Origin of the sequence: Rathayibacter sp. VKM Ac-2856, assembly GCF_013205055.1 — a bacterium.
Taxonomy (GTDB): domain Bacteria; phylum Actinomycetota; class Actinomycetes; order Actinomycetales; family Microbacteriaceae; genus Rathayibacter.
Window position 1 is genome coordinate 375,190 of record NZ_JABMLF010000002.1, and the last position, 11,987, is coordinate 387,176.

An 11,987-nucleotide genomic window follows, 5' to 3' on the forward strand; every position below is an offset into this window, starting at 1 on the left:
TGCCGGCCGAGCAGCCGCGCAGCGGCCCCCTCCATGCCGGCCGAGCAGCCGCGCAGCGGCCCCCTCCATGCCGGCCGAGCAGCCGCGCAGCGGCCCCCTCCATGCCGGCCGGGCAGCCGCGCAGCGGCCCCCTCCATGCTGGTCGAGTAGCCGCGCAGCGGCGTATCGAGACCCTCGCGAACGACACCGCCCCCGCCCTCCGAAAGGAGCGCGGGGGCGGCCACCGCCGTCAGACGGTCAGAGCGTCTGCGCGAACGGGTCGAAGTCGACCGGCACCGCCGGCACGGGCGCGGCCAGCGAGCTGCCGACGGCGACGAACTCGCCGCTCTCGACCGACTCCTGCGCCGACAGCATGACGTCGAGCACATGGAAGCCGAGCTCGCCGGTCGCGACGTGCGGCCGGTCCTCGGCGATCGCGCGGACCATGTCGAGCAGCCCGAGACCGCGGCCGACGACCGTGCCCTGCTGCTCGACCTCGATCCACTCCGGCTCGCCCCACTCGCCGTCGCTGATCGAGGTGCGTGCCTTGAGGTACGCCGTGCGCCCCTCGAACTGGTTCGGGTCGGGGATCACGAGCGACCCCTCCGTGCCGTGGATCTCGAAGACGCCGTGGCGCTCGAGCGCGGAGTCGAAGCTCAGCAGGCTCGACGCCTGCTGCCCGGCCGCGAACGCGGTGAGCACCTGCAGCGAGGTCGGCACCTCGACCGGGAACGTCGTCCCCGCATCGGGCCCCGAGCGGATGACCCGCTCCTCGAGCTTCTTGCGCCCGAGGGCCGCGACCCGCTCGACCGGCCCGAAGAGGCTGACGAGCCCGGTGAAGTAGTACGGCCCCATGTCCAGCAGCGGCCCCGCGCCCTCCGCGAAGAGGAACGCCGGGCTCGGGTGCCAGAGGTCCGGGCCGATGGTCTGGAAGACGGTGGAGGCGAACATCGGCTCGCCGATCACGCCCTCCGCCAGCGCGCGCTTCGCCGTCTGGAAGCCCGGGCCGAGCAGCGTGTCCGGCGCCGAGCCGACGCGGAGCCCCTTCGCCGCGGCGTCCTGCAGCAGCTGCGCGGTGCCGGCGCGGTCCAGCCCCAGCGGCTTCTCGCTCCAGACGTGCTTGCCCGCGGCGATCGCGGCCGCAGAGACCGCGACGTGCGCGGCGGGGATCGTCAGGTTGACGACGACCTGCACGTCGGGGTGCGCGAGGACGTCCTCGGCCGAGCCCCACGCGGGGACGCCGTGCTTCTCGGCCTGGCTGCGCGCCCGGTCCTCGAGCAGGTCGCCGACGATGAGGACCTCCACGTCCGGGAAGGATGCCAGGTTCTCGAGGTAGGTGTCGCTGATGACGCCGACGCCGATGACGCCGATGCCCACGGGGCCGCTCACGCCGCGTACCCGCCCTTCACGAGGAAGTCGTAGCTCGCCTGGATGTCCGCGAAGACATCGCCGGGGGCGTTGTCGTACTCGATGACGGCGTACTTGATCGCACCCTCGCCGGCCTTGAGCGCCTCGACGAGCGGCACGTCGCCCTCGCCCGGGCGGCGCTGGTCGAGGGTGTCCGAGCCGAACTCGGCCGCGCCGGGCGCGAACGGGTTCTCGGCCGGCACGACGCCGTCCTTGACGTGCACCGCGACCAGGCGCGAGCCCAGCTTCGACACCAGCGCGGGGCCGTCCTGGCCGCCGGTCAGCGCCCAGAACAGGTCGAGCTCGATCTCGACGCGCTCGTCGGTGCTCGCGACGAAGCGCTCGTACGCGGTCTGCCCGTCGAAGGAGGCGATGAACTCCTGCGCGTGGTTGTGGTAGCCGACCTTCAGGCCGAAGGTCGCGGCGACCTCGGCGGCCTTGTTCAGGCGGTCGGCGATGTCCGCGACGCCGTCCTCGGTCAGCCAGCGCTCGGCCGAGACGAACGGGTCGATGACCGTCTGGATGCCGATCTGCGCGGCCGCCTCGAAGACGACCTCGGGCGCGGGCGTGGGGATGGAGCCGTCCGGCGTCCACAGCTCGTCGGAGAGCAGCGGAGCGTGGCCGGTCGGCGAGGCGAGACCGCTCGCGTCGAGCGCGGCGCGGATCTCGGCGGGGCGGCGGACGAAGTCGAAGGCCTCGACGTTCTTCAGGCCGATCGCCGCGAGCTTCTCGAGCGAGCCGTTCGGGTCCTCGGAGAACTCCTTCGCCAGCGTGTAGAGCTGGATGGAGGCCAGGGGCAGAGTCATGATCGATGTCGCTTTCACTGGTGATGGTGGTGCGGGCAGGACGGTCGTCTCCGACCAGCCTGTCCTATCGGAGGTGATGGGCCAATCGGAGGGACGGGCCCGTCGGAGAGGAGGCCCTATCGGACCTTCTTGATGGGGAGGATGACGAGCGCGCCGACCACCGCGGCCAGTGCGCAGACCGTGAACCACAGCCCGTAGTTGTTGCCCGTCGGGTCGCTCACGTAGACGAGGATCCCGCCGACCAGCGGCGCGAGCGTCTGCGGCAGCGCGTTGGCGATGTTGAACACGCCGAGGTCCTTGCCCGAGTCGTCCGGGTTCGGCAGCACGTCGACGACGAGCGCCAGGTCGACGCCCACGTAGATCCCGTAGGCGAGGCCCAGGACCGCCTCGAGCACGTAGAAGGCGCCGATGTCCTGGACGAAGATGAGCGCGAAGGTGCCGACCGCGAAGAGCGCGGTCGAGCTCCAGACGAAGACCTTGCGGCGCCCGATCCGATCCGAGAGCCAGCCGGCGAAGTAGCTCGCGCCGATCAACGCCACCGTGTAGATCAGCACGCTCGTGCTGATGACGACGGGGATGCTCCCCTCCTCCACCCCGATGTGGTTGAGGAGGTAGAAGAAGCGGAAGGTGGTGAACCCGAAGCTCGCGAAGGTGATCAGGAAGCGCGACCACCAGGCCAGCGCGTAATCGGGGTTCTTCACCGGGCTGACCCAGAAGGTCTCGGCCCAGTCGCGCAGGGTCGCCTTCGGCGGGGCGACGGGCAGTCGCTTGTCGGGCAGCACGACCGCGAAGACGACCATCACGATGATCGCCAGGATCGACGGCGCCACGAACATGATGAAGAGCTGGTCGACGAACGCCTGGGCGACGTAGGTGCCGCCGAGGATGCCGACGTTCTGCGCGATCCCGAGGGCGGCGGTGACCTTGCCGCGCTGGAACTTCGGCACCTGGTCGGCGAGTGTGGCGATGAAGGGCGCGAGCGTCATGTTCGCACCGAGCTGGGCGAGCGACCAGCCGACGGTCGCGATCAGCAGCGTGGGAGCGAGCGCCATGATCGTGAACGCCACGGTCATGATGACCGTGCCTGCCACGATCCAGACGCGGCGACGCCCGAGGCGGCTGGTCGTGCGGTCGGAGAGCCGGCCGAAGACGACATTGGCGACGGTCGCGAAGAGGGCGCCGAACCCGCCGAGGATCGCCGCCGCTCCGGTCGCGCCGTCCTGCGCGATCTCGCCCGCGTCGACGAGTGACTGGATCTTGAGGCCGATGCCGACGATCGCCGGCCCGAGCAGGGCGATGAAGAAGATCAGCTGCGCGGCGAGCAGCCAGAAGACGTAGCCCTTCGACGCCGGCTGCGTGGGCTCCGAGAACGAGTGGTGCCCTCGCACCGTCGCTGTCGCGGTGGTCATGCCCGAGGGCATCCCCGCTGCGGATCCGCTGGACGTCGTCATGATCGTTCCCTCTCGTCATCGAGTGCGCCGTGCGGCGCCGCCACGACCAAAACCTTGTGTCGTATGGTTTTGAGTATGGGGTGCGTTCAGCTTTGCCGCAAGAGCGAGTCGCGGGACACCGCTCCGAGGCGCGCCGAAGCAGTCCGCGAGGGCGGGGGCGGGGTGGAGCGCGCGGCGAACCCGGCAGGGCGGCGGATTCGAGGCAGCGGGCTCAGGCCGTTAAACAAAGAACGGCCCGCCGAAGCGGGCCGTCCTGTTCTGTCTCAACCAGAGTGCGCCCGGAGGGATTCGAACCCCCAACCTTCTGATCCGTAGTCAGATGCTCTATCCGTTGAGCTACGGGCGCAGTCCATCGCGTGGCCCCGGGAGGCGCACGCAACGAGGTACGACTATACATGCCGGGGAGCCCCTCCGCGAATCGAGCGGGAGCGCGGCCGGGCCCGCGTACGGTGGCAGGCATGGAGGCCGCCGCGATCGAGCTCGTGCGCTTCGTCGTCTCCCCGCTGCACCGGTTCGAGGGGCGCCCGGCCGACGGCCCGATCCCGTCCGAGGGCAACGAGCAGCCCGAGCGGATCGAGATCCGCGCGGGGCTGGGCATCGTCGGCGACCGCTACTTCGCGCAGCGGGCGCACCGGCCGGCCGCGGTCACCCTCTTCGCGATCGAGTCGCTCGAGCACGTCGCCGCCGAGCTGGGCCACGCGGAGTTCGACCCCGCCGACACCCGCCGCAACATCATCGTCCGCGGCGCCGACATCGATGCGCTCGCGGGCCGCACCTTCGCGGTGGAGCAGGGTGGCGAGCGGATCGAGTTCCAGGGCGGCCGGCCGGCGAACCCCTGCGCCTGGATGGACGTCTCGCTCGCGCCCGGCGCGTTCAAGGCCATGCGGCGCCGCGGCGGCGTCCGCTGCGCGCCGCTCGGCAACGGCGTCCTCCACATCGGGCCGGCCCGGCTGATCCTCCACCGCTCCGAGGACATGCTGATCTGAGCGGATCGGCCAGCGCCTAGGCTCTCCCCCGACCAGTACCGCCCGACGACCCGAGGACGACGACCCGAGGAGGCGCCCGTGCCCTATCCCGGCCGCCCCCTGCGCGCCCTCGCCTCGAGCGTCCGCCACGGCCTGCGCGACGTCTTCTCGACCGCGCGCTCCCGCCGGCGCGACCCGCGCCGCCGCTACAAGAACACCGACGTGTCCGTGCTGCGCGTGCGCCGCGGCGACGTCTACGCCCGGGTCAGCACCGTCGGCCACACCGGCGAGCGCACCTTCGTCCTCGTCCCGGGCATCGGCGTCGCGGCCACCTACTTCGAGCGGCTCGCGCCCGCGCTCAACGAGTTCGGCCCCGTGCACGCCCTCGACCTGCCCGGCTTCGGCGGCGTCCCGCACCCGCCGAACGCCCGCCACATGACGATCGGCGACTACGCCGAGCTCGTCGGCGCCGTCATCGACGACCTCGGTCTCGACGACCCCGTCGTCCTCGGCCACTCGATGGGCACCCAGGTCGTCGCCGAGCTCGCCGCTCGGCGCCCCGGGCTCACCACGATCGTCCTGCTCGGACCGGTGATGAACCCGCACGAGCGCCGCGTTCCGATCGCCGCCTGGCGCTTCCTCCAGTCGAGTGTCCGCGAGCCGGTGCAGGTCGCCGTGCTCGCCTCCGCGGCCTACCTGCTCTGCGGCCCGCGCTGGTTCTCCCGGGTGCTGCCCGAGATGATGCAGTACCGGATCGAGGACGTCCTTCCGAGGATCCGCGCCTCCACGCTCGTCATCCGCGGCGAGCACGACCGCCTGGTCCCGCGGGAGTGGGCGGAGGAGGTCGCGGAGGCGATCCCGCACGCCCGCGCCTGGGAGATCCCGGACGCCTCGCACTCCGTGATGCACGCCCACGCGGAGGAGGTCGCGCGGCTCTGCGTCGAGCACGCCCGCGCCCCGCAGCCCGAGCGCGACGAGGCCGAGCTGCGCCGCTTCCCGGACGACGAGGTCGACCGCTCGCAGGAGGACGCCCCGATCGACGATCCGCTCGGCGCGATCCGCGGCCGGGTGACCGAGCTCGCCGGGATCCTCGTCGACGACGACTCGCTCATCGCCGAGGGCAAGACCCAGCACGCCGAGGCGACCGACCCTGCCGCCCTGCAGGAGTCCGACACCGACGCGGGCGACGGCGACCCCGGCCCGGACCTCTTCGACGACCCCGCCACCGCGCGCTGAGCGCGGCCGCCGGTCAGGACTCCTCGCCCACGATCTCCTCGCGGATGCGCCGCAGGTCCTCGGCGAGCGCCCCCAGCAGGATCCAGTGCTCGGGGTGCGGCGTCACGATGACCAGCGGAGCGGTGAGAGCGGGCAGCTCGTCCGTGATCGGCTCCGGCTCGGGCACCGCGACCGAGGACTGCACGAGCAGCCGCAGATCGTGCGCCGCCCGGTGCAGCTGCACCGCGATGTCCCCGATCGTCGGCTCCCCCACCAGGTCCTGGTCGTAGAGGTCGTGCACCGTGCGGGTCATCCCGCGCACCCGGGTGACGATGCGCGCGAGCCGCGGGGTGACGGAGTCCAGCGCCAGCAGCCGGTCGCGGTGCGCGGAGCGGCGGGGGTTCAGGCGGAGCGACTCCTCCCCCGTCACGATCGCCTCCTCCGCCTTGGTCTGCATCGTCTGCAGCAGGCGCGCGTTGATCAGCAGCTCGCTCAGCCGCTCGCGGCCGACCCTCGTCTCGAGCACGTCGGCCAGATCGTCCAGGGCCGCGGCGAGCTGCGCGGTGAGGTCGCCGACCGCGCGCTCGGCCGGCGCGAGCGTGACCGGCGGCACGATCAGCGCGTTGACGACGATCCCGACGGCCGCGCCGATCAGCGTCTCGAGGATGCGGTCGACCGCGTAGTTCGGCGTCACCGAGCCGACCGAGAGCACGAGCATCGCACTGATCGGGATCTGCACGGCGGAGGCGGGCGTCAGCCGCACGGCCCAGCCCACGGCGATCGCCGCGACGATCGCGCCGAGCACGATCGCGCTGTCGTCGCCGAAGAGCGTGCCGATCAGCGACCCGACGACCACGCCGATGATCACGCCGACACTGCGCTCCAGCGCCTTCGAGAACGACTGGTTGACGCTGGGGGCGACCACGAGCAGCGCCGCGATGGCGCCGAAGACGGGCAGCGTCCCGGGGAAGATCAGGGCGGCGACGATCCAGGTGACGACGGTCGCCGCCGCCGTCTTGACCAGCTGCAGCACCGGCGGCCGCGAGTCCACGGTGAAGCTGGACGTCAGGCGCATGGGTCCACGGTAGCCGCGGCGCACCGGGGCGGTCACCGCTCGGGAGCCGCAGCCATGCTCGCGAGCACGGCCCGCAATCCGCGCGCGGCGTCGTCGCGGAGCGCGTCCGGCACCGCTGCGAGCAGCTCCCGCTCCACGTCGAGCACCTCGGGGAACGCGGCGTCGACCAGCGCGGTCCCCTCGGCCGTCAGCGCGATCAGCGCGCCGCGCCCGTCCGCGGGGTTCGCGGTGCGCAGCACCAGGCCGCGGCGCTCGAGCGCGTGCAGCCGCTTCGTGACGGCCGGCGCGGAGGCGAGGCCGATGGTGCGCAGCGTCGTCGGCGACTGCGGCTCGACCAGTCGGCGGAGAGACGTCAGCACGTCGAACTCGCCGCGGGTCAGCTCGAAGGCCGCGAGGCGCTCCTCGGTCGCGCGGACGAGCAGCGCCGAGGCGCGGATCAGCCGTCCGGCGATGTCGACGGCCGCGGTGTCCAGCTCCGGCCGCAGCCGCTGCCAGCCCGCGCGGATCTCGTCCACCGCGTCCGGCGCGGCGGCCGAACCGGCTGCGGCGTCGGATGGCGGGCTCGACACGGAATGATTCACGAGTAAAGTATATCTGGTTCACCCGTGAACGACCTCTCCGGCCGGTGCCGCTCGGACCCGCCCCCGCCGACCCGAGGACCTCGATGCCCGCCACCCCCTCCCTCCGCAGCGCACTGCCGCACCCCCGCGAGCTCGTCGCCTTCGGCCCGCACGACGGCGCGCACCGCGTCGCCCTGCGCGCCGGCGTCTCGATGGCCGTGCCGCTGCTGGTGCTCTGGATGCTCGGCCGCACCGACCTCGCGCTCTACGCCACCTTCGGCGCCTTCACCGCCCTCTACGGCCGCCGGCACACCCACCGCCCGCGCCTGCTGATGCAGGCCTCGGCCGCCGCCTACCTCGTCGCGATGGTGACGATCGGCACCGCCGTCGCCCTCTCGCCGCAGCGCGAGTGGCTGATCATCCCGGTGGTCACGATCGCCGCCGCCGGCGCCACCTACCTCAGCGACGCCCTGCACTGGCACCCGCCCGGCCCGCTGTTCCCGGTCTTCGCGGTCACCGCCTGCGCCTCGGTCCCCGTCGAGGCCTCGCGGATCCCCGAGGCCTTCGCCCTCGCCGCCGCGTCCGCCGCCTTCTCGCTCCTCGTCGGAGTGAGCGGTCTCGCCGCACCGCGCGCCCGCCTCCTGCCCGCGACGCCGTGGCGCCCGTCCTTCCGCGCGGCCGCCCTCCGCCCCGCGACCCGCGCCGGGATGCTCCGCTTCGGCGCCGTCGTGCTGATCGCCGGCGCGATCCCCACCGCGACCGGCCTCGGCCACCCCTACTGGGCGATGGTCTCGGCCGTCGCCGCCGTCTCGGGCGCCGACGCGACCGCCCGCCTCGTCCGGGCCGGCCACCGGATGCTCGGCACCGTCGTCGGAGTCGCGATCGCCGCCGCGCTGCTCGCCCTGCCGCTGTCCCCGCTCGCGACCATCGGCGTCGTCGTGCTGCTGCAGATGCTCGCCGAGCTCGTCGTCGGCCGCAACTACGGCCTCACCCTCGCCTTGATCACCCCGCTGGCGATCCTCATGGTCGAGCTCGCCCACCACACCGACGAGTTCGTCCTGCTGCGCGACCGCGCCCTCGAGACCGCGATCGGCGTCGCCGTCGGCATCGTCGCCACCCTCCTCACCCACGCCGTCGCCGCGCGCCGCGCACCCGCCGCGCGCTGACTCCGGGAACGACGGAACCCCCGGCCGGCTCGCGCCGATCGGGGGTTCCGGTGGGGGTGGACGGGACCGGACCCGCTGGGTCCGCCAACCCCCGGGTGAGACGCCGGGTCGCGCGCGTCGTTCTCCCTGCCGCGACCCCAGGCCTCAGCTAGGCGACGAGGCTCCACCTCTGGTTGGCCTGCCCGTTGCAGGTCCAGGTCCCGAGCTGCCTGCCCGCGGTGGTGCTCTCGTCGGGCACGTCGAGGCAGGCGCCGCTCGCGCGGTTCACGATCGTCTGACCGTTCAGCTGCCACTGCGTCGTCGCCCCGGACGAGCACGAGGCCTGCACCAGCGCGCCGCCGGAGCCGGAGCTCCCGGACTGCGCGAGGCAGAGCCCGCTGTGCTGCGTCTGGAACTGCACGTATCCGCCGTTGAGAGCGCGGGCGAACACCGCGTTCGAGCCGTTCCCGCAGGTCCACTGGACGACCTTCGAGCCGGTCGCGGTCGAGTCGTCCGCCACGTTCACGCAGAGCGAGCTCGACGCGGACTTGATGGTCGACCGGGCGAGCGCCGGTGCGGCGTTCACGGTTCCGGCCGCCGTGTCGACGACCACGCCGTCCACCTCGGGCATCGCGACCGACGTGTTCGTCGGGAAGCGCAGCGGCTGCCAGACGTAGGTCGAGTCGTTCACCGCGCCGTTGTTGGCGCCCGCCCAGCGGTCGCCCATGTAGAGGTAGGACGTGCCGGCGGTGCCGCTGATGGTCGCGACGTAGGTCGGCTGCGAGCGGTTGCCCGTCGGGCCGCCGAAGTCGGTCGGCGTCGTCCACGGGCCGGTGATGCTGGTGGCCGTGGAGTACTTGTTCTGGTTCGGACTCCAGCCGGTCGTGCCGGACGAGAGGGCGAAGTAGACGCCGTTGCGCTTGAAGATCGTCGGAGCCTCACGGGACTGGTTCTCCCAGTGCAGGCCCTGGAACGACTCGACGTTCGTGTAGGACGCGTTGAGCTTGAAGATCGCCGTCGACGCGTTCGTGGTCGGGATGGCCGTCGACGAGAAGAGGTACGCCGACCCGTCGTCGTCCTGGTACACCGTCATGTCGCGCGACTCGTAGCCGAGCGGCCGGAAGCTGCCCTGGTAGGCGTAGGAGCCGTCGATCGTGCTCGACGTGGCGACCGCGGTCCGGCCCTCCCAGTAGTTCTGCCCGTTCTCCCAGTGCATCCAGAGCACGTACTTCTTCGTGGCCGCGTTGTAGACCAGCTTGGGCCGCTCGATCGTGGAGACGTTGAGCTCCGGCGCCGAGTTCTTGGTCAGGATGTCGCCGCGGAACTCCCAGTTCTTGAAGTCGGTCGAGCGGTAGAGCGGGACCGAGATGAAGCGGTTGTCCGCATCGGTGCTCTGCCCGACCCAGTAGTAGTACTGCCCCACCTTCAGCAGGCCGGCGCCGTGCCCGTGGATGGGCTGCCCCTGCGTGGTGAGGAACTGCGTGCCGTTCGTGATGGTCTGCGGTGCCGCCGCGGCGGGCGCGAGGCCCGAGACCGCGACCAGCGCCGCCGTGGCCAGCGCCATCAGCGCCAGCCGGATCCGTCCGTGTCGTTTCATCGTTGAAACTTCCTTCCTAGTTCTGGGTCATCGAGGGGACGACCCACGTCGTGGTCGACATCGCGGGAGCGGATGCCGTGAACCTGTTGCCGGACAGCGCCACCGGGGGCAGCGCGGCGAGGTCCTGCGACCCGCTCGTGCGCACCCCCGTGGCGGTCGCGGAGGCGGAGGCGAAGCGGCTGAGGTCGTAGGTGACCGTCGCGGCCGTCGGCGTGTTGTTGACGGTGACCAGCACGACGCGCCGGCCGGCCTCGTCGTGGAAGGCGACGGTGTCGTTGTCGCTCACGCCGATCACGCGGTAGCCGCGGCGGACGTACCGGCTCCACTGCGCCATCGCCCAGAACTTCTTGTTGCGGGTGAAGCTCGACAGGTCGGCGGAGGCGTTGTTGAGATCGGTGTCGAGCATCCCCCAGCCGCCGGAGTCGACCGCCTGCCAGTAGGCGAAGGCGCTCGCGCCCAGCCACTTCACGTCCCAGAGGATGTTCTGCGAGAGCGTCATGCCGCTCGCGTCACCGTTGCCGTGCTCCGAGTCCCAGATCCGAGTGCCCTGGGCGGCGTTCTTGAAGCCGGTCCGGTCGGAGCCCTCGTAGCTGTGCACGTTGTACTGGCCGACGAGCCCGCGGGTCTGCGCGGACCAGCTGTTCACCGTGTCGCGCCCGACGTCGATGCTCGTCTCGTCCGACGCCGCGATCCGCGTCGGCGAGCCCTGGCGCGCGAGCTCCTCGGTGAGGCGCTGCAGCATGATCGCCTGGTTCGCCGGGTACATCCGGTTGCCCTCCTGGCGGTTGCCGAAGGTCCAGTAGGCGGCGCTCGGCTCGTTCACCGGCGAGAGGGTGCGGAAGTCGACGCCCCAGGCGGTGCGGAACCGCTCGTTGACGGTGACGAGGTAGCGGGCGAAGGCCGCGTAGCTGTCGGTGCGCAGGTTCTCCGCGGCGTTCCGGCCACCGGTGACGCTGCCCGAGATCGTCATCCACCAGGGCGGCGAGTTCGAGAACGACTCCGCGAGGAACTCGCTCGCCGGGATCCGCGACTTCGCCGCCTGGAGGAACCAGCGCTGGTTCGCATCGGCCGACCAGTCGTAGGCCGACGTGGCCGACGCGAGGTAGCCGGGGATGCGGGCCCGCAGATCCATGTGCCCGGGATAGGCCGGATTCTCGCCGCCGCCGATGTTGTAGCGGACGATGTTCAGCCCGAGCCCCCGGGTGCGGTCGAACAGCAGATCCGCGTAGGTGTCGCGCACCGTCGCGGTGCCGCCGATCCGGTGCGCGAACCAGCAGAGCGCCGTGCCGAAGCCCTCCCACACCGGCCCGCGCTGCACCGGATCGACGACCGCCGTCCCGGTCGCCGCACTCGCGCGCTGCGCTCCCGGCCCGGCGACCGCCGCCAGCGCGCCCGAGAACGCCGCCGTTCCTGCGAGGGCCAAGAGCCCTCTCCTGTCCATCTCCACGGGTACCTCCTTGTACCGTCGTGCGACCCCGGCATCACCCGGATGTCCACGTCAACATCTGCCTCGAGGACCGTAGCATGGCAGCGCAACCATGAGCACCCCTCGTTGTGCCGGTGCCACTCGGAGGCCGCTTCGGGGACCCTCCTGAGAGGTCGTCGCGCCGGCCGATCAGCGGGCTGGAAACGACAGAACCCCCGGTCAGCTGACGCTGACTCGGGGGTTCTGACTGGCGGTACCGGTGGGATTTGAACCCACGGTGGACGCAAGCCCACACATGTTTTCGAGACATGCTCCTTCGGCCGCTCGGACACGGTACCGAGGACGAGTGTACGCGAGGCTC

Annotated in this window: 10 protein-coding genes and 2 tRNA genes; 3 read left to right on the forward strand and 9 right to left on the reverse strand. The window is 71.9% G+C overall.

Annotation, left to right across the window (positions count from 1 at the left end):
• Window positions 1-237: 237 nt before the first annotated feature.
• The 4 genes from HQQ82_RS08765 to HQQ82_RS08780 all read right to left on the reverse strand — a co-directional run bounded on the left by HQQ82_RS08765 (window position 238) and on the right by HQQ82_RS08780 (window position 3,989).
• Window positions 238-1,368 (reverse strand): Gfo/Idh/MocA family protein, encoded by a 1,131-nt coding sequence (locus HQQ82_RS08765; protein WP_173232654.1) that lies wholly within the window; start codon window positions 1,366-1,368, stop codon window positions 238-240.
• The gene (locus HQQ82_RS19905) at window positions 1,365-2,192 is read right to left on the reverse strand and encodes a sugar phosphate isomerase/epimerase (RefSeq protein ID WP_173232655.1); all 828 of its coding nucleotides are present in this window, start codon (window positions 2,190-2,192) and stop codon (window positions 1,365-1,367) included. Before HQQ82_RS19905 ends, HQQ82_RS08765 begins: the two co-directional genes overlap by 4 nt.
• A gap of 116 nt (window positions 2,193-2,308) precedes the next feature.
• Window positions 2,309-3,643, reverse strand: a complete 1,335-nt coding sequence (locus HQQ82_RS08775) for an MFS transporter (protein WP_216848425.1) — start codon at window positions 3,641-3,643, stop codon at window positions 2,309-2,311.
• Between the two features lie 273 nt (window positions 3,644-3,916).
• A tRNA-Arg gene (locus tag HQQ82_RS08780) sits at window positions 3,917-3,989 on the reverse strand.
• 112 nt (window positions 3,990-4,101) lie between these two features.
• On the opposite strand from HQQ82_RS08780, the gene HQQ82_RS08785 reads away from it, so the two are divergent.
• The gene (locus tag HQQ82_RS08785) at window positions 4,102-4,629 is read left to right on the forward strand and encodes an MOSC domain-containing protein (RefSeq protein ID WP_173232656.1); all 528 of its coding nucleotides are present in this window, start codon (window positions 4,102-4,104) and stop codon (window positions 4,627-4,629) included.
• Between the two features lie 78 nt (window positions 4,630-4,707).
• Window positions 4,708-5,844: an alpha/beta fold hydrolase gene (locus HQQ82_RS08790; RefSeq protein ID WP_367947887.1), complete on the forward strand. Its 1,137-nt coding sequence runs from the start codon at window positions 4,708-4,710 to the stop codon at window positions 5,842-5,844.
• Between the two features lie 13 nt (window positions 5,845-5,857).
• Here the strand turns inward: HQQ82_RS08790 and HQQ82_RS08795 are convergent, their stop codons facing one another.
• Window positions 5,858-6,898, reverse strand: a complete 1,041-nt coding sequence (locus HQQ82_RS08795; RefSeq protein WP_173232657.1) for an aromatic acid exporter family protein — start codon at window positions 6,896-6,898, stop codon at window positions 5,858-5,860.
• Between the two features lie 32 nt (window positions 6,899-6,930).
• Window positions 6,931-7,479: a MarR family transcriptional regulator gene (locus HQQ82_RS20555; RefSeq protein WP_173239169.1), complete on the reverse strand. Its 549-nt coding sequence runs from the start codon at window positions 7,477-7,479 to the stop codon at window positions 6,931-6,933.
• Between the two features lie 83 nt (window positions 7,480-7,562).
• Between HQQ82_RS20555 and HQQ82_RS08805 the strand changes: the two genes are divergently transcribed.
• Window positions 7,563-8,624, forward strand: coding sequence for an FUSC family protein (locus HQQ82_RS08805; RefSeq protein ID WP_173232659.1), 1,062 nt, complete (start codon window positions 7,563-7,565; stop codon window positions 8,622-8,624).
• Between the two features lie 148 nt (window positions 8,625-8,772).
• Here HQQ82_RS08805 and HQQ82_RS08810 read toward each other — a convergent pair whose 3' ends face one another.
• The 3 genes from HQQ82_RS08810 to HQQ82_RS08820 form a co-directional block, all read right to left on the reverse strand.
• A complete protein-coding gene (locus HQQ82_RS08810) occupies window positions 8,773-10,200 on the reverse strand; it encodes an RICIN domain-containing protein (RefSeq protein ID WP_173232660.1) in 1,428 nt (475 codons plus the stop codon).
• 16 nt (window positions 10,201-10,216) lie between these two features.
• Window positions 10,217-11,623 (reverse strand): glycoside hydrolase, encoded by a 1,407-nt coding sequence (locus HQQ82_RS08815; protein ID WP_173232661.1) that lies wholly within the window; start codon window positions 11,621-11,623, stop codon window positions 10,217-10,219.
• Window positions 11,624-11,874: 251 nt separating this feature from the next.
• A tRNA-Ser gene (locus tag HQQ82_RS08820) sits at window positions 11,875-11,964 on the reverse strand.
• Between the last annotated feature and the right edge of the window lie 23 nt (window positions 11,965-11,987).